Origin of the sequence: Paenibacillus sabuli, from assembly GCF_014705605.1 — a bacterium.
Taxonomy (GTDB): Bacteria; Bacillota; Bacilli; order Paenibacillales; family Paenibacillaceae; genus Paenibacillus_D; species Paenibacillus_D sabuli.
Map to the genome: position 1 here is coordinate 286,322 of NZ_JACXIZ010000011.1, position 17,359 is coordinate 303,680.

The 17,359-nt window shown below is 62.5% G+C and carries 16 protein-coding genes; 1 reads left to right on the top strand and 15 read right to left on the bottom strand.

What is annotated here, in order from left to right; all coding sequences use genetic code 11:
- Position 1 precedes the first annotated feature (1 nt).
- The 6 genes from IDH44_RS05655 to citZ all read right to left on the bottom strand — a co-directional run bounded on the left by IDH44_RS05655 (position 2) and on the right by citZ (position 7,228).
- Positions 2-958, bottom strand: coding sequence for a sugar kinase (locus IDH44_RS05655; RefSeq protein ID WP_190915519.1), 957 nt, complete (start codon positions 956-958; stop codon positions 2-4).
- Between the two features lie 23 nt (positions 959-981).
- Positions 982-1,416 (bottom strand): hypothetical protein, encoded by a 435-nt coding sequence (locus IDH44_RS05660; protein ID WP_190915521.1) that lies wholly within the window; start codon positions 1,414-1,416, stop codon positions 982-984.
- 67 nt (positions 1,417-1,483) lie between these two features.
- Complete coding sequence (recQ, locus tag IDH44_RS05665) at positions 1,484-3,637, bottom strand: DNA helicase RecQ (RefSeq protein ID WP_190915523.1); 2,154 nt, start codon at positions 3,635-3,637, stop codon at positions 1,484-1,486.
- 109 nt (positions 3,638-3,746) lie between these two features.
- Positions 3,747-4,688 (bottom strand): malate dehydrogenase, encoded by a 942-nt coding sequence (gene mdh / locus IDH44_RS05670; protein ID WP_190915525.1) that lies wholly within the window; start codon positions 4,686-4,688, stop codon positions 3,747-3,749.
- A 49-nt stretch (positions 4,689-4,737) separates the two neighbouring features.
- Entirely contained in the window at positions 4,738-6,033 is a 1,296-nt protein-coding gene (gene icd, locus IDH44_RS05675; protein WP_190915528.1) for an NADP-dependent isocitrate dehydrogenase, read from the bottom strand.
- A gap of 82 nt (positions 6,034-6,115) precedes the next feature.
- The gene (citZ, locus tag IDH44_RS05680; RefSeq protein ID WP_190915530.1) at positions 6,116-7,228 is read right to left on the bottom strand and encodes a citrate synthase; all 1,113 of its coding nucleotides are present in this window, start codon (positions 7,226-7,228) and stop codon (positions 6,116-6,118) included.
- Positions 7,229-7,500: 272 nt separating this feature from the next.
- Here citZ and IDH44_RS05685 point away from each other — a divergent pair, with 272 nt between their 5' ends.
- Positions 7,501-9,021 carry a Ppx/GppA phosphatase family protein gene (locus IDH44_RS05685; protein WP_190915532.1) on the top strand — a complete coding sequence of 507 codons (1,521 nt, stop codon included), beginning with the start codon at positions 7,501-7,503 and terminating at the stop codon, positions 9,019-9,021.
- On the opposite strand, the gene ppk1 is transcribed toward IDH44_RS05685, so the two are convergent.
- From ppk1 to IDH44_RS05730, 9 genes are all read right to left on the bottom strand, one after another.
- Positions 9,022-11,100, bottom strand: coding sequence for a polyphosphate kinase 1 (gene ppk1, locus IDH44_RS05690; protein WP_190915534.1), 2,079 nt, complete (start codon positions 11,098-11,100; stop codon positions 9,022-9,024).
- Between the two features lie 78 nt (positions 11,101-11,178).
- Entirely contained in the window at positions 11,179-11,571 is a 393-nt protein-coding gene (locus IDH44_RS05695; protein ID WP_190915536.1) for an FxsA family protein, read from the bottom strand.
- Positions 11,568-12,050 (bottom strand): acyl-CoA thioesterase, encoded by a 483-nt coding sequence (locus IDH44_RS05700; RefSeq protein ID WP_190915606.1) that lies wholly within the window; start codon positions 12,048-12,050, stop codon positions 11,568-11,570. The genes IDH44_RS05695 and IDH44_RS05700 overlap by 4 nt, the downstream gene beginning before the upstream one ends.
- A 135-nt stretch (positions 12,051-12,185) precedes the next feature.
- Positions 12,186-13,940 (bottom strand): pyruvate kinase, encoded by a 1,755-nt coding sequence (gene pyk / locus IDH44_RS05705; protein WP_190915538.1) that lies wholly within the window; start codon positions 13,938-13,940, stop codon positions 12,186-12,188.
- A gap of 93 nt (positions 13,941-14,033) precedes the next feature.
- A complete protein-coding gene (locus tag IDH44_RS05710; RefSeq protein ID WP_190915540.1) occupies positions 14,034-15,026 on the bottom strand; it encodes an acetyl-CoA carboxylase carboxyltransferase subunit alpha in 993 nt (330 codons plus the stop codon).
- Entirely contained in the window at positions 15,016-15,882 is an 867-nt protein-coding gene (gene accD / locus IDH44_RS05715) for an acetyl-CoA carboxylase, carboxyltransferase subunit beta (RefSeq protein ID WP_190915542.1), read from the bottom strand. The genes IDH44_RS05710 and accD overlap by 11 nt, the downstream gene beginning before the upstream one ends.
- A gap of 123 nt (positions 15,883-16,005) precedes the next feature.
- On the bottom strand, positions 16,006-16,194 hold the full coding sequence (locus IDH44_RS05720) for a glutamate decarboxylase (protein WP_190915543.1): 189 nt from the start codon (positions 16,192-16,194) through the stop codon (positions 16,006-16,008).
- Between the two features lie 157 nt (positions 16,195-16,351).
- Positions 16,352-16,852, bottom strand: coding sequence for a phosphatidylglycerophosphatase A family protein (locus IDH44_RS05725; RefSeq protein WP_190915545.1), 501 nt, complete (start codon positions 16,850-16,852; stop codon positions 16,352-16,354).
- Between the two features lie 199 nt (positions 16,853-17,051).
- A partial coding sequence (locus IDH44_RS05730; RefSeq protein WP_190915547.1) for a hypothetical protein occupies positions 17,052-17,359 on the bottom strand: 308 nt, incomplete at its 5' end.

Sequence of the window (17,359 nt, forward strand, 5' to 3'; positions counted from 1 at the left end):
GCTAGCGCTCCACGGCAGCCTGGCCGCTCAGCCGGCTGCTGGCCGTCTGCCAATCGGGCAGCGCCTCCCAGTCGCCGTGCGACTGGATGACCAGCGAGCCGCACACGCTCGCGAGCCGCACCGCCTCGACCGCCGACATGCCGCGCAGCACGCCGGCGAGGAAGCCAGCGCAAAAGCCGTCGCCGGCTCCGACCGTATCCACGATGCGCTCGGCCGGATAGAACGGCACCTCGCTGCGCCGTTCGCCCTCCACGATCACCGTGCGCTCGCCGACACCCTTGACGACCGAGACCGCCTGCAGCCGGCCGAGCCGGGCCGCCGCCTCGTCAAAGTCCTCGGTGCCGTACAACAGCTGCAGCTCGTCCCAGCCGGGCATGAAATAATCCGCCTGCTCCGCCAGCGGCAGCAGCACCCGCGCCGCCTCCTCCGCGCTCCACAGCTTGAGCCGCAGATTCGGATCGAGCACGACCTTGACGCCGGCTGCCTTGGCGATCGCCACCGCCTGACGCACCGCCTCCAGCGCGCGCTCGCCTAGCGCTGCCGTGATGCCGGTCACATGCAGCAGCTTCGCCCCGCGGATATAATCGGCGTCCAGCTCCTCCGGCCCCATGCGGCTCGCGGCGGAGTGCTTGCGGCGGTAATGCACCGCCAATCGTCCCGCCACCTGCTCGCGGAACATGACGCCGGTCTCCTCGCCTTCGACGAGTCGCGCGCGCGAGACGTCGACGCCTTCGCCGCGCAGCGTCTTGTAGATCATCGTGCCGAACGGATCGCGCCCGAGCGCCCCGAACCAGCCGACCGATCCGCCCAGCCGGGCTACGCCGATCGCGACGTTGCTCTCGGCCCCGCCGAAGCCTTGCACGACGGTGCCCATTTGGTCCAGGCTGCGCGCGTTCGCCGGCATGAACAGCGCCATCGTCTCGCCGAAGGTGACCAGGTCCGGTGATTGCCTATCCATCTACACATCCCCCTTGCCACGCATTACGCAATGTCTTTGAACATCGGATACTTCATCAGATACAGAATGACCAGATACAGCACCAGCACGATGACGCTCATCGTCTGCGCCTTGCGAATATCCGCGCTCGCACTCTGACCCGACTCGATGGAGGACGAGATCCGCTTGATCGGCTTCGTCATGATTCCCGCCACGGCTGCGATCGCCAGGAACAAGACGATGATCAGCACCATCCAGAGCACCGTGTAGTCCTTCTGGGAGATCAGATAGCCGCCCGTCAGGAACTGCAGCACCAGAAAATATTGCGCCAGCCGATTGCCGCTCGCCAGCCCGTCGGCCAGTCCCTGCTGCCCCGTGCCGGCCAGCCGCGAGGCGCGTCCGATCAGCGCCGGCAGAACGATATAAAAGCCCATTCCGACCGCGCCGATAACGTGTAGAAACAATAAAAAATCGTTCATGATCAGTCCTCCAACTTGGTTAGATATTCTCTAGTATACTAAACGCTACGCTTGAACACAAAGCGGACTAGCCCCGCAAACCGTGCCGGGCAATCGTGCCGTGTATGGCGAAATAGCTCACGTCCTCGGGCAGTTCGTCCTTGATCGGCCGCAGCTTGTCCAGCCCGATGCGCCGCACCGTCTCGACGATCAGATCCTCCCGCTCGGGGGGAATAATGCGCGCCCAATCCACCGGATAGCCCTCCTGCGCGCATCGGACAATATGGCCCTCAATGGTCGGACGGCTCATGCCGCGCTCCCTGGCGATCTGCTCCACTTCCATGCCGGAGGCAAAAAGCTCGGTCGACACCTCGTGGCTGGGCCGCTCCTCGCCGGAGACAGCCGAAGCCGTCTGAGGAGCGGCGCCGGCGCCGACAGCGTCCGTAGCGCCGCTCGCCTCCGCTCCGGCATGCTCCCGTATGACCTCGAGCAGTTCGGCGCCGTACTTGTCCGCCTTGGCCGCGCCTACGCCCTTGACGCCGAGCAGTTCTTCCGCATCGCGCGGCATCCGATCGGCCATCTCGCGCAGCGTCGCGTCAAAGAACAGAATGAACGGCGGCACCCCTTCCCGCGCGGCCGCCGTTTTGCGCCATTGCCGCAGCGCCTCGAAGACCGGCGAATGCCGATACGTATCGGACGTCGCGGCACGGCGCCGGATCGGCTTGCGCTTTTGCCGCACCTCCTCCTTGCCCTCCAGCACGGGCAGGGCGGCCGCCGTCAGCGAGACGGTCGGATAGGTGCCTTCGCTCACCTTCAGATACCCCTCGGCCACCAGCCAGTACAACCAGTCGGCGATGTCCTTCTCGCTCCAGTCGCGCAGCAAGGCGTAGGTCGAGAGGCTGTCCAGCCCGAATTGCACGATGCGCTTCTCGCGGGAGCCCTTGAGCACCTTCGCGACCAGCGCCACACCGAAGCGGCCCTTCATGCGGCCGACGCAGGAGAGCGCCTTCTGCGCATCCGCCGTCATATCGATCGCTTCCGTGTCGTCCAGACAGCTGCTGCACTTGCCGCAGGGCTGCACATCGGCTTCGCCGAAGTATTCGACGATGAATTGCTGCAGACATCGCTCGGTGCGGCCGTAATTCATCATTTTGTAGAGCTTGCCGAGCTGAATCGCCTTGCGGTCTTCCTCGCCCGTGCCCTGCTCGATCAGGAAGCGCTGCACCTGGATATCCTGCGGTGCGAAGAGCAGCACGCACTCGCTGTCGTCCCCGTCGCGCCCGGCCCGGCCCGCCTCCTGGTAGTACGATTCCACGTCGCCGGGCATCTGCCAGTGGATCACGTAGCGCACATTCGGCTTGTCGATGCCCATCCCGAACGCATTGGTGGCGACGATGACCCGCGCCTCGTCGAAGCGAAAGCGCTCCTGCGCCTGCGCCCGCTCGGTGTCGCTCAGCCCGCCGTGATATTTGACCGCCTCCACGCCCTGCGCCTGCAGATCGGCGCATACCTGCTCGACCTCCTTGCGCGTCGCGGCATACACAATCCCCGATTGCTCGGGACGCTCCGCCACGTATTGGCGCAGGAAGCGCTTCTTGTCCGCGCCCGCGACGACCGAGAGCGCCAGATTGCTGCGCGCAAAGCCGCTGACGAAGCGATTGGGCTCGCGCAGCGCCAGCATCGCGGAGATGTCGTCGGCCACCTCCGGCGTCGCCGTGGCGGTGAAGCCGGCTACAGTCGGACGGTCCGGCAGACGGCCGATCCAGGCCGCAAGCTGCCGGTAGCTCGGCCGGAAGTCGTGGCCCCACTGCGAGACGCAGTGCGCCTCGTCGATCGCGATCAGCGGGATCTGCATCTGCGACATCAGGGAGTCGAACATCGGCGCGTCGAGCCGCTCCGGCGCGACGTAGAGCATCTTATAGCGTCCATCCGACGCGCCGCGCAGCACCTCGCGGTATTCCGCAGCGCCCAGCGTGCTGTTGAGAAAAGCCGCCGGCACGCCAAGCCGATTGAGCGCGTCGACCTGATCCTTCATGAGCGAGATGAGCGGCGAGACGACCAGCGTCGTTCCCCCGAGCAGCATCGAAGGGATTTGATAACAGATCGACTTGCCCCCGCCGGTCGGCAGAATCGCCAGCGTATCCCGGCCTTCCAGCAAGCCTTCGATAATTTCGGCCTGTCCCTTGCGAAATTCGTCGTACCCGTAGACCCGTTTGAGCAGGTCCTTTGCTTTTTCCAGCATACTGCCTCCTTTGCATAGCCAGCGTCTGATTATAAACGCACGAAGACCCTGGCACCAATGGTCAGGGTCTCGCATAGTTGGGCATTACAGGAGCGGCCTGGACGCCAATTCAACCCGTGATGACTTGAATGACGCTTCGCACCGATTCCGCAGACTTGTCCAGCGCCGTGCGCTCCGACTCGGTCAGCTCGAGCTCGAAGACCCGCTCGATGCCGCCGCCGCCTAGAATCGCCGGCACGCCCATGAATAGATTGTGATAACCGTATTCGCCTTCCAGGAGCGCGATGACCGGCAAGATGCGCTTCTTGTCCTTGAGAATCGCCTCGGTCATCTGCACGAGCGAAGCGGCCGGCGCGTAATAGGCGCTGCCGTTGCCCAGCAGACCGACGATCTCGCCGCCCCCGGTGCGCGTACGCTGCACGATCGCCTCGATGCGATCCCGGGCGATCAGCTTGTCGATCGGGATGCCGCCGACATTGGAATAGCGCACGAGCGGCACCATGTCGTCGCCGTGTCCGCCCAGCACGAAGCCGCGCACGTCCTCGACGGACACGTTCAGCTCCTCGGCAATAAAGGTGCAATACCGGGCCGTGTCGAGCACCCCGGACTGGCCGATGACGCGATGCTTGGGAAAGCCGAGCGTCTCATAGGCGACATAGGTCATCGCATCCACCGGATTGCTCAGCAAAATCACGTACGCGTCCGGGCTCGTCTGCTTGACCTGCTCGCAGACCGACTTGACGATGCTGGCGTTTGTATTGACGAGATCGTCCCGACTCATGCCCGGCTTGCGGGCGATGCCGGCCGTAATGATGACGACGTCGGAGCCGCGCGTGTCGTCGTAGCTGGCGGTGCCGACGATGTTCGCGTCCGCGCCCTGCACCGGCATCGATTCCATCATATCGAGCGCCTTGCCCTTGGTCGGACTCTCCAGCTGCGGGATGTCGACGAGCACCACATCGCCGAGTTCCTGCTGCGCGAGCATGAAGGCCGTCGTCGCGCCGGTGAAGCCGGCGCCGACGACCGTAATCTTTTTACGCTTGATGGTCATGCTGGACATGCACCTCCCACTATCGGTATCGTGCCGCTGCGCTGCAAGCTTACATATTGTTGATGACTTCGTCCGCGAATACCGAGCACTTGACTTCGGTGGCGCCTTCCATCAGGCGCGCAAAGTCGTAGGTGACGGTCTTGTTGTTGATCGATTGCGCCATGCCCTTGTAGATCAGATCCGCCGCTTCCTGCCAGCCCAGATGCTCCAGCAGCATAACGCCGGAGAGGATGACCGAGCCCGGATTGACGACGTCCTTGTCGGCATATTTCGGCGCCGTGCCATGCGTCGCTTCGAAGATCGCGTGACCCGTCTGGTAGTTGATGTTCGCGCCAGGCGCGATGCCGATGCCGCCTACTTGGGCAGCCAGCGCGTCGGACAGGTAGTCGCCGTTCAGATTCAGCGTCGCGATTACGTCAAAGTCGGCCGGACGTGTCAGCACTTGCTGCAGCGCGATGTCGGCGATGGCGTCCTTGACGATGATTTTGCCCGCTTCCTCGGCTTCTTTTTGCGCCTTGTTGGCCGCATCCGTGCCTTGCTCTTCCTTGATGCGGTCGTATTGGCCCCACGTGAAGGTCTGGTCGGCGAATTCCTGCTCGGCTACCTCGTAGCCCCAGTTTTTGAACGCGCCCTCCGTGAATTTCATGATGTTGCCTTTATGCACGAGCGTCACCGTTTTGCGGCCGTGGGCAATCGCGTATTCGATTGCGGCGCGCGCCAGACGCTTCGAGCCCTCGGCGGAGACGGGCTTGATGCCGATGCCGGACGTTTCCGGGAAGCGGATCTTTTTGACGCCCATTTCATTTTGCAGGAATTCGATGACCTTCTTCACTTCGTCCGAGCCTTCCTGATACTCGATGCCGGCATAGATATCCTCGGTGTTCTCGCGGAAGATGACCATGTTGACCAGCTCCGGACGCTTGACCGGCGAAGGCACGCCGTCAAAGTAGCGGACCGGACGCAGGCAGACGTACAGGTCGAGCTCCTGGCGCAGCGCGACGTTAAGCGAACGGATGCCGCCGCCGATCGGCGTCGTCAGCGGGCCTTTGATCGCTACGGAATATTCGCGAATCGCCGTCAGCGTGTCCGCCGGCAGCCATTCGCCAAATTTATTATAGGCTTTTTCGCCGGCAAATACTTCGTACCATGCGATTTTTTTCTGGCCGCTGTAGGCTTTTTCAACCGCTGCGTCCAGCACGCGCTTGGACGCGCGCCAGATGTCGCGGCCCGTACCGTCGCCCTCGATGAACGGGATGATCGGCTGGTCGGGCACCTGCAGGTTGCCGTTGTCAATCGTAATTTTCTCGCCCTCGGTCGGCAGAGCATACTTTTCGAAATTAGCCATGTCTGTTATTTCCTCCTTGAAATAAATGAATCGGTCAGTCTATAGATCGGTCTATGGATGAATGACGGCACGAAGAGCGCGCTTAGCGCTCCTCGATCGGTACGTAGCTCTGGCTGACCGGTCCCGTGTACTCGGCACGCGGACGAATCAGGCGATTGTTCTCGTATTGCTCCAGGATATGGGCCGTCCAGCCGGACAGGCGGCTGATCGCAAAGATCGGCGTGAACAGGTCGCGCGGAATCCCCAGCGTCGTGTAGACCGAGGCGGAATAGAAGTCGACGTTCGGCTTCAGCCCTTTCTGGCCGGTGACCAGCTCTTCAATCTTGATGGACATCTCATAGAGATTCAGATTGCCCGTCAGCTTGCCGAGCTCTTGCGACATGCGCTGCAGATGCTTGGCGCGGGGGTCGCCGTTTTTGTATACGCGGTGACCGAAGCCCATGATCTTTTCTTTATTCGCCAGCTTGTCGGTGATGACGGACTCGACATTATCCGCCGATCCGATCTCCTCGAGCATCACCATGACGGCCTCGTTAGCGCCGCCATGCAGCGGCCCTTTGAGCGCGCCGATAGCGGACGTCACTCCGGAATAGATATCCGACAGCGTCGCTACCGTCACCCGGGCGGCAAAGGTGGACGCGTTCAGCTCATGGTCGGCATGCAGCACCAGCGCTTGATCGAGCGCCTTGACCGCGACTTCCTCCGGGTCTTGTCCATTGAGCATATACAGGAAATTGTGCGCGATCGAGACGCCCTTCTTCGGCGCAATCGGCTCCTTGCCTTCGCGAATGCGGGCGAAAGCGGCAACAATCGTCGACAGCTGCGCCTGCAGCTTGATCGCTTTATTCAGGTTCGCCTCGGTGGACATATCGTTCGCTTCGGTATCGTACAGCGCAAGGCTGGATACGGCTGTCCGCAGCGCGGCCATCGAGTTGGTATCCTTCGGATACAGCTTGATCTGCTTGATGACCGGATCGGGCACAGCCGCATACGCATCGAGCCGTCCGAGCAGCCCGTCGAGCTCGGATTGGGTAGGCAGCTTGCCGTACCAGAGCAGATACGCGACCTCTTCGAACGTAGCATGCTCGGCGAGCTCGTCGATATTGATGCCGCGGTACGTCAGCACGCCGTCGATAATCGAACTGATGGAAGATGTCGTGGCGACAATGCCTTCCAGACCTTTGGTTGCTGTCATGTTTTTCTCTCCTTCTGCGAAAGAATCGACTCCTCTTATCGGGAAGCTCCGTCGTTTCATTTCAAGTGCGTCCTTTTAATAATAAAGGATTTGCCCGGTGAAGGAAACAACAAGCCATATAAAAATGATTTATCGGGTCAATAAGAATTATTTCCGATCGGCAAACAAGGCGCTGCCGGATGCGGCAGCAGGCGGCAAGTCGGAACGCCGCAGGCGAATTTTTCGGCGCATTGTGATACACTAATGAAACTTTAAGATGGAGGAACGAACGCATGAGCATAACACGTATCGGCATCATCGACATCGGCTCCAATTCCGTGCGCCTGGTCGTCTACGAGCGTACCCCGCACGGCGCCAACCGGGTCATCGAAGGCAGCAAGCGCCAGGCCCGCCTCAGCGAGCAGATCGACGACCAGGGACGCCTGGCCGAGCCGGCCGTCGCCGCCCTGGCGGAGACGCTCCGGCATTTCAAGCTGCTGTGCGCGCACCAGCATACCGATCTGATCCGCGCGGTCGCGACCGCGGCCATCCGCAACGCGTCCAACCGGCGCGATATTTTGCAACGCATCGAGGCGGAGACCGGCCTTCGCATCGAGCTGCTCTCCGGCGAGCAGGAGGCCCGGCTCGGCTTCCTCGGCATGATCAACAGCATGGACCTGACCGACGGCTTCCTCATCGACATCGGCGGCGGGAGCACGGAGCTGTCGCTCTTCCGCGAGCGTGAGCTGGTCGACTCCGTTTCGTTTCCGTTCGGCTGCGTCAACATGGCCCGGCGCTATACGGACAAAGGCATGCTCGATGGGGAAGGACTGTCGGCCTTGCAGCGTCACGTCGCCGAGGCGCTGCAGGCGCATCCCTGGACCGAGGGCAGCCGCGGCCTGCCGCTTGTGGCGGTCGGCGGCACGGCCCGCGCGCTGGGCAAGGTCGAGCAGGCGAGCGTCGATTATCCGTTCCAGCAGACGCACAATTATCCGCTAAAAGCGGAGCAGGTCGATGCTCGCTTCGAGGAGCTGCGCGGCCAGCCGCTGGACAAGCGCAAAAAAACGCCCGGCCTGTCCAAGGGCCGCGTTGATCTGATCGTGCCCGGCCTTGCCGTGCTCCGAACCGTGTACCGGGCAATCGGCGCCTCCGGCTATGTCATCTGCGGGGCCGGTCTGCGCGACGGCCTGATCTACACCTGTCGCTATCCGCAGCAGCCGCTGCTGGACGATGTACTCGCTTACAGTGTGGACAATCTGGCGGCGCTTCATCCGGAGGCCCCGCAGCATCACGTCGAGCGGGTGAGCCAGCACGCCCTGTCGCTCTTCGACGCGCTCGCGCCGCTGGCGGAGCTGCCGGCACGCGCCCGCATTCTGCTGGATGCCGCCTCGCGGCTGCATCGGATCGGCGCGAGCATCGACTACTACAATTACGCGCCGCATTCGTTCTACCTGATTGTCAATTCGCATCTCAACGGCTTGTCCCACCGCGAGATTCTAATGACCGCTGCGATCGCCTCCTATCGCAACAAGGGCAAAGCCCGCAAGCAGCTCGCCGAATACAAGGCCCTGCTGCAAGCCGGCGATATGGAGCTGATCGCGCGGCTCGGCGCGCTGCTGCTGCTCGCGGTCGCGCTCGACCGCAGCGAGACCCAGGCGCTGCGCCAATTCCGCTGCCTGCCCCAAGGCGACAAGCTCGACCTGCAAGTGCTCATGGCCTCCGGGCCGCTCGAGGTAGAGCGACTGGAGGTCGACGATGTCGCCGACGACGTGCACAAGGCCTGGAATCTGACGCCGCGCCTGCTGGAGGCTTGATTACAGCAGCGTCCGCCACTTGGAGATGTCCTTCGCCTCGAATTGGCTGCGCAGCGGCGTGAGGTCGTTTGTCACGCGCTGATAGTCGCCGCTCGGCAGCAGCTCGCGCGCCTTGACATTGTCGCTCAGATTGAGCCGCAGCATATTGATCAGCACCTTGCGCAGCCGGACGTCGAATACCGGACACATCAGCTCGATGCGGCGCGTCAGGTTGCGCGTCATCCAGTCGGCGCTCGCCAGATAGACCTCCTCGTCGCCGTCGTTGGCAAGATAGACGATGCGCGAATGCTCGAGGAAGCGATCGACGATGCTGATGACACGAATATTGTCGCTCAGCCCGGGCACGCCCGGCCGCAGGCAGCAGACGCCGCGCACGATCAGTTCGATCTTCACGCCGGCCTGGGACGCCTCGTACAGCTTGTCGATCATATCCTGGTGCGAGAGCGAATTCATCTTGGCGATGATGCGCGCCTGCCGGCCCTCGCGGGCGTGCGCGGCCTCGCGGTCAATCAGTCGGAAGAGCGTATCCTTCATATCCGTGGGCGCTACTGCGAATGCCTTCCAGTCATGCGGCGCCGAATAGCCGGTGACCTCGTTGAACAGCGCCGAGGCGTCGACGCCGATCACCGGATGCGACGTGAACAGTCCGACATCGGTGTACAGCTTCGCGGTGCTGTCGTTGTAGTTGCCGGTGCCGACATGCACGTAGCGCTTGAGCGCGCCCGCCTCGCGGCGCACGACGAGCAGGATCTTGGCGTGCGTCTTGAGGCCGACCAGGCCGTAGACGACGTGGCATCCGGCCTTCTCCAGCTTGCGCGCCCAGGCAATGTTGCGCTCCTCGTCGAAGCGGGCCTTGAGCTCCACGACGACCGTCACCTGCTTGCCCGATTCGGCGGCGCGCTCCAGCGCCTGCACGATGAGCGAATCGCCGCTCATGCGGTACATCGTCATCTTGATCGCCAGCACATGCTCGTCCTCGGCCGCTTGCAGGACGAAGTCATTGACCGCCTCGAACGATTCGTACGGATGATAGACCAGCAGATCCTCCTGACGCAGCACGTCGAACACGCTCTGCGCGCCGTCCAGCTCCGGCGGGTAGACGGGGTCGATGCGCGCGTCCCGTAGATCGTTGCGGCCGGCGATCGCCCCGCCGAACTTCATCAGGAAGCCGAGGTCGAGCGGCCCGTCGATCCGCACGATATTGTCGTCGATCTCCAGCTCCTCGCGCAGCATCTGCAGGGCGAACGGATGCATCCGGCGATCGATCTCCATCCGGACCGGCATCCCCCAGCGCCGGCGGCGCAGCTCCTTCTCGATCTCCTCCAGCAGATCCTCCGCCCCTTCCTCGTCGAGCGTCAGATCGGCGTTGCGGGTGATGCGGAAGGCGTCGACTGCAACCGGCGTGTATCCGTTGAATAACGTGTTGATGTATTTTTCAATCAGGTCCTCGAGCAAGACGAACTCCGTCTTTTTGCTGTTCGGCCGCCCCGGCACCTGGATGAAGCGAGGCAGGATAGAGGGCACCTGCACGAGCGCAAAATAAGGTTCTTCTTCTTCGGCCCCGGCTCCCGTCTGCTCCTCATCGGCCTGCAGCAGCACGGACAAATACAACTCGTGCGTGTGCACGAGCGGAAACGGCCGGCTCTGGTCGACGGCCATCGGCGTCAGCACGGGAAATACAATCTCGCGAAAATAAATTTCCATCGCCGACTGCTGCGTATCGCTGAGATCGCCGATGCGTCTGAACGAAATGCCCTCCTTGGCCAGACCCCGCGCCACTTCCCGGTAGGTCCGGTACTGCTCCGCCACCATCTGATTGGCGCGGCGCAGCAGCCGCTTCCACAAGCCGGCCGGCGTATAGCCGCTGAAATCCTTTTTTATGTAGCCGGCCTTGATCTGATCTTGAATGCCCGCCACTCTCACGCTCATGAATTCATCCAGATTGCTGGATACAATCGCCAAAAACTTGGCGCGCTCCAGAAGCGGCGTAGCCGGGTCCTGGGCCTCCTCCAGCACGCGGCGGTTGAATGCAATCCAGCTTAAATCACGGTTAACGTAGCGGGAAATTTCTTTCGTCATACTTGGCAGCGCCTCCCCTGTACGTTCCATTATGCCGGTGGATTGTTTGTCCCATATTAACCGTTTGTAAAGAAGGCGTTAACGCCTGCGGATCGTGATCTGACCGCTGCGCAGGCGCGCTTCCAGCCAGCCCAGGAGCAGCCCCCTGCAGTAAGCGCGGGTCGGCGGCAGCAGCAGGACAAGCCCGAGCAGATCGGTCAGGAAGCCGGGCAGCAAGAGCAGCGCCCCGCCCGCCAGCACGCACACCCCGTCCAGCAGCGCCAGCCCCGGCATGCGGCCCTGCTCCATTTCGGCGCGCGCGGAGGCGAGCACGCGCAGCCCCTCGCGCCGCATCATATAGGCGCCGAGCGCAGCCGTCAGGAGCACGAGCAGCAGCGCCGTCCAGCCGCCCAGCCATGCGCCGATCCGGACGATGCCCCAGATCTCAATTACCGGCAGGACGATTGCCAGCACCAGCAGCCAGCGTCTCATAGTCCTTCCTCCCTTCCGCCTGTTCGCGCATCGCCGCCATACAGACCCATAATCGCAGCATGCAGCTCGGGCTGCGCCCGATCGAGCCGCATCGGCCGCCAATCCCGATTCACCCAGACGTGTCGCGTCCCGCCCTCGACCAGCAGCTCGCCGGGCGGCTCCTCGCCCGCCCACCAGCGCGGTGCATCGTCTTCCTGCGCCCGGGTGCGGATCTGGGATTCGAACGCGATCCGCACTGCACTGACAGCGGCTAGACGCGTACAGATCATGACCGGATCATCGTAGCGGGCAGGACGGCCGAAGCGGCAGTGGAGCTCCGTCACCGGCAACAGCAGGCCCGCCTGCTCGATGTCCGCATACCGGTAGCCGGCATGGCGGATCAGCTCCGTGCGCCCGACTTCGAACCAGGTCACGTAGTTTGCATGGAAGACCACCGCCATCTGGTCGGTCTCCTGGTACCGTACCCGCAGCGGGTACATATGCCACCCTCCGTTCAACGAACGCCCCCTCCTTCTTCTAGCCGGATATAGAAATTAGAAAGTTTACCCGCAGATACGGCAGAAGCGATGGCACCAATCGCCATCGCTTCTGTATGTGATCCATCCTTGCGGTCGTTACAGCACTTTGGCCTGGCCGGAATAGATGACGCCCATCTCGGCGTGCACCGTGATCTCCATGCCGTCGTGAAGCAGCTCCAGCGCGTCGCTCACGCCGAGCACGACCGGGATGCCGAGATTCAGACCAACGACAGCGGCATGGCTCGTGATGCCGCCCTGGGCGGTGATCAGCGCGGCCGCCTTCTCGATCGCAGGCATGTATTCGCGATCCGTGCCGACGGTGACGAGAATCGAGCCCTGCTCCGTTTTTTGGATCGCTTCCTCCGCCGAGCGGGCGATGACGACCTTGCCGGTCGTGCTTTGCGAGCCGATGCCTTGTCCTTTTGCCAGCAATTCGCCGACATGCTGGATTTTGATCAAGTTCGTCGAGCCCGAGCGGCCTACCGGCACGCCCGCCGTGATGACGATCGTGTCGCCCAGCTGCACATGGCCGGAATCGATTCCGCCCTGGACGGCAATGTCGAACAGCTCGTCCGTCGTCTGCGCAGCCGTGCCGTGCACCGGAATGACGCCCCATGTCAGCGCCAGGCGGTTCATGACTTCCTTGACCGGCGTCACCGCGATGATCGGCGCGTTCGGACGATACTTGGAGACCATGCGGGCCGTGAAGCCGCTCTCCGTACAGGTCACGATCGCCTTCACCTCGAGGTCGAGCGCGGCGCCCGCGACCGATTGGCTGATCGCCTCGGTCACCGTGTTGCGCTGCGCGCTGGCCTGCTTCTCGAACAGCTCGCGATACTCCAGCGCCGCCTCGGCGCGCTCGGCGATCCGGGACATCGTCAGCACCGAGTCAACCGGGTAGCGTCCGGCCGCCGTCTCGCCGGAGAGCATGATCGCGTCCGTGCCGTCGAAGATCGCATTGGCCACGTCGCTCGCCTCGGCGCGCGTCGGGCGCGGATTGCGCTGCATCGAATCGAGCATTTGCGTCGCCGTGATGACCGGCTTGCCGGCGATGTTGCACTTGCGGATCATTTCCTTTTGCACGAGCGGCACTTCCTCGGCCGGAATCTCGACGCCGAGATCGCCGCGTGCGACCATCAGGCCGTCCGACACCTCGAGAATCTCGTCCAGGTTGTCGACGCCCTGGCGATTTTCAATTTTGGAGATGATTTGAATATGCGAAGCGTTGTGGCGCTCCAGCAGCTCGCGAATTTCGAGCACGTCGCTCGCCTTGCGCACGAACGAAGCCGCGATAAAATCGAGCCCTTGCTCAATGCCGAACACGATGTCGCCGGCGTCCTTTTCCGTAATGCCGGGCAGCGAGATCGCCACGCCGGGCACGTTTACGCCCTTTTTGCTTTTGATCTGGCCGGCGTTGACGATGCGACACTTGATCTCGGTGCCTTGCACCTCCTCGACCGTGAGGCCGATCAGGCCGTCGTCGATCAGGATCGTCGAGCCGACGTTCACGTCCTTCGGCAGATCCGCGTACGTGACCGGGATGCGGCTGCGGTCGCCGAGCACGTCCGCGGTCGTCAGCACGATCAGCTCGTCCTGCTCGAGCTCGATCGGCTCCTCCTTCAGCTTGCCGAGGCGAATTTCCGGACCCTTCGTGTCGAGCAGGATCGCCACGGTTTTGCCGAGCTCCTCGCTCGCCTCGCGAATGTGCTTGATCCGAGCGCCGTGCTCCTCGAAGTCGCCGTGCGAGAAATTGAGCCGGGCGACGTTCATGCCCGCCATAATCAGTTTTTTCGTGTTTTCCAATGATTCGCTTGCCGGGCCGATCGTACAGACAATCTTTGTTTTACGCATGGTTTCATTTCCTCCGTTTATGCTGAGCGCTAGTCTTGGTCTCAACTAAAAGTACACGATAACAGAACGCTTGTACAGGGGGTTCGCAAAATCTCAAAGCGGCGCCGACGCGACCGGATCGTGGGCGCCGGCCGACTCTGAGAAAACGCCGATCTTGCGAAACTTGCGATACCGGTCCTCCAGCAGCGCCTCGGGCGACAGCGCCGCGAGCTCCTCCAAATGCCGCAGCAGCGCCGCGCGAATCGCTTCCGCCTGCTGCGGCAGGTCCCGGTGGGCGCCGCCCTGCGGTTCGGGGATGATCTCCTCGATGACGCCGAATTCCAGCAGGTCCTTGGCGGTGATGCGCATCGCTTCGGCGGCCTGATCGGCCTTGGAGGCGTCCTTCCACAGAATCGAGGCCGCGCCGTTGGGCGAGATGACCGAATAGATGGCGTTCTCCAGCATCAGCACACGGTTGCCGACGCCCAGCGCGAGCGCGCCGCCGCTGCCGCCTTCGCCGATCACGATGCAGACGATCGGCACGCCAAAAGTGGCCATCTCGCGTAAATTGCGGGCGATGGCTTCGGATTGGCCCCGCTCCTCGGCCGTATTGCCGGGATAGGCGCCCTTCGTATCGATGAACGTCACGATCGGACGGCCGAACTTGTTCGCTTGCTGCATCAGACGCAGCGCCTTGCGGAAGCCCTCCGGATGGGGGCTGCCGAAAAAACGGGCAATGTTGTCTTTCGTATCCTTGCCGCGCTGGTGGCCGATCACGGTGACCGGGGTATCTCCGAGCTTGGCCAATCCGCCCACAATGGCCAGATCGTCGGCGAACAGGCGATCGCCGTGAAGCTCGATGAAGTCGGTGAAGATGCTCTGAATGAAATCAAGCGACGTCGGCCGCTGCTGGTGCCGCGCCAGATGCATGCGCTGCGCCGGACGCAGCTCCTCGTACAGCTCGTCCTGCATCTGCTTGTATTTGAGCTCCAGCCGGGATATCTCATCGCTGAAGTCTATGCCCTTCTCCTGGCCGAACCGTTTGAGCTCGTCGATCTTTTTGCGTAGCTCAGCCAGCGGCTTTTCAAATTCCAGCTCACCCGCCATGGGTTGCGCCCCCCTTCACCGTATGCATATCCAGCAGCTTGACCAAGGTCGGCTTCAGCTCCTTGCGCGCGATCACCTTGTCGAGCTGACCGTGCTGCAGGTTGAATTCCGCCGTCTGGAAGTTGTCCGGCAGCTTTTGCCGGATCGTCTGCTCGATGACGATGCGGCCGGCGAACCCGACGAGCGCGCCCGGCTCGGCCAGATTGTAGTCGCCCAGCATGGCAAAGCTCGCGGACACCCCGCCGAAGGTCGGATCGGTCAGCACCGAAATGTATAGCCCGCCATCGCCTTGAAATTTGGCCAGCGCTGCGCTGGTCTTCGCCATCTGCATGAGCGAGAGGATGCTCTCTTGCATGCGCGCACCGCTGGAAGTCGAAAAAATAAGCAGCGGCAGCTTTTTGGCCATTGCTTGCTCGATTGCGCGCGTTATTTTCTCGCCGACCGCCGAGCCCATGCTGCCGGTAAAATAGTTGAAGCTCATGACCGCCAGCACGGCCGGGTAGCCGCCGATCGTGCCTTCGCCGGTCACGACCGCCTCGCGAAGCCCGGATTTTTGGGCCTGCTGCTCCAGCTTGCCCGCATAGCCGGGAAATTCGAGCGGGTCTTCGGATACGAGCTCGGCGTCGTATTCGACGAAGCTGCCTTCGTCGACGGTCATCTGCAGGCGCTCCGGCGCGCTCAGTCGGAAGTGATAGGCGCACGACGAGCATACCTTCAGGTTTTTCTCGAGTTCCTTGCTATAGTGAATCGTGCCGCACTTCGGACACTTGTTCATCAGCCCTTCCGGGATGTCCCGCCGCGTGCTTTCGGACGGTACCGTGGCGTACTTTTTCTTATGAAACAAATCTTTGAACATGTTGTGACACCTCTTAGGGGAGCTAAAGTATTGCGGGCGGCGAACCGGAGCCTGTGCCGCATCGCATCGATGCGGCGCTGCGCCGTACCGGACCGGACTGCCGGCCCGCAACCGGGGGATTGGTCATGCGTGAAGGATGGAATTCAGCACTTCCTGCACTTCTTCCAGCTCTCCGGAAGGAACCAATATCTCGAATTGCTGCTTGGAATGATTGATCGGACGGACCTGGACGAGGAACCCTTCCTCGGTCAGGCGTTGGTTGATCGTCTCCGCAATGCGCTGGGTAGGAGCGATATAAATAACCGTCCACATGAGAGGTACCCCCTAAACACGTCTCGACTGGGCCGCATAATGCAATAATGATATCATAACTCGTCTTTTCACCGCAACAAATCGGCGCGGGCATGGCCCGTCCATCCGCATTTGCCCGCGGGCGGCGGCACAAGTCCGCCGCCCGGCCTCCGCATCGCTATTCGACGGCCGGATCCGGCGCGCAGTAGCGGAGCGCTCGCGGATCCTGATGGGCGATACGGGCCGATGCGGCCGCTGCCAAGCCGGCGACCAGATCGTCGAGGAAAACGTGAATCCGCCCTTTCTTGTTGTTGAGCAGCCCGATGATTCCCGGCTTGACCTTGTCCAAATAGCCAAAGCTCGTCAGGCCGATCATGCCGTAGACGTGCGTGATGCCTAGCGCCAGCGTCTCGTCGACGCCATAGAGCGATTCGTCCGCCTCCATCACCGCCTGCAGCGGCTCGGGGAGCAGCCGCTTCTCGGCCAGCTCGTCGAGCGCGATGCCGGTATACAGCACATATTGCACCTCTCGCTTGGCCAGGACGTGCCGTACGCTGTCCGCGCATTGCGCCGGCGTCAGATCGGGATTGTACGGACGTTGCAGCTCGTACACGATCCGCGCTACTTCATCGACGGCGACTCCCCGCCGCTGCAGCCATTTTTCCAGCTCCTGCTCCATCTGCCTTCTCCTCCTGCCTGCGGCTGACCGCCGCGTGCCGCGCACTGCCCGACCGTCATGCGGCTTTCGAGCGATGACCGCCTGACAAGCGTGCGCCTGATCCATGCCATTGCTTAAAATGTATGCAGGGAAGAGGGGCAATGTGCCTAAAATTTCGGCGCCGTGTCATCACCCGTGCCGAGCCGATGCTGAAAGCCGATCAGCGCACGACCGCGGAGCCCTCGCCGAGCAGAGCCTCGATTTCGCCGATCAGGCGCGGCGACGGCTTGACGTTGTACTTGTCGCTGAGCGCCAGCGTGCGCTGCGTGCGCGCATAGAAAAGCACCGTCTCCAGTTGACCTGCATGGCGGGCCAGCAACTCTTGCAGCCGCTCCAGCAGCTCCCCTTGCTCGCGGGCGGCGGCAATCTTGACATAGAGCCTCTGCCGCTTGGACGCTTCGGGCCGCACGCCCGCCGCAGCTGCGCGCCGCTCCGGCGCGGGCCGAGGCTGCGCGGCCGCCCCGGCTG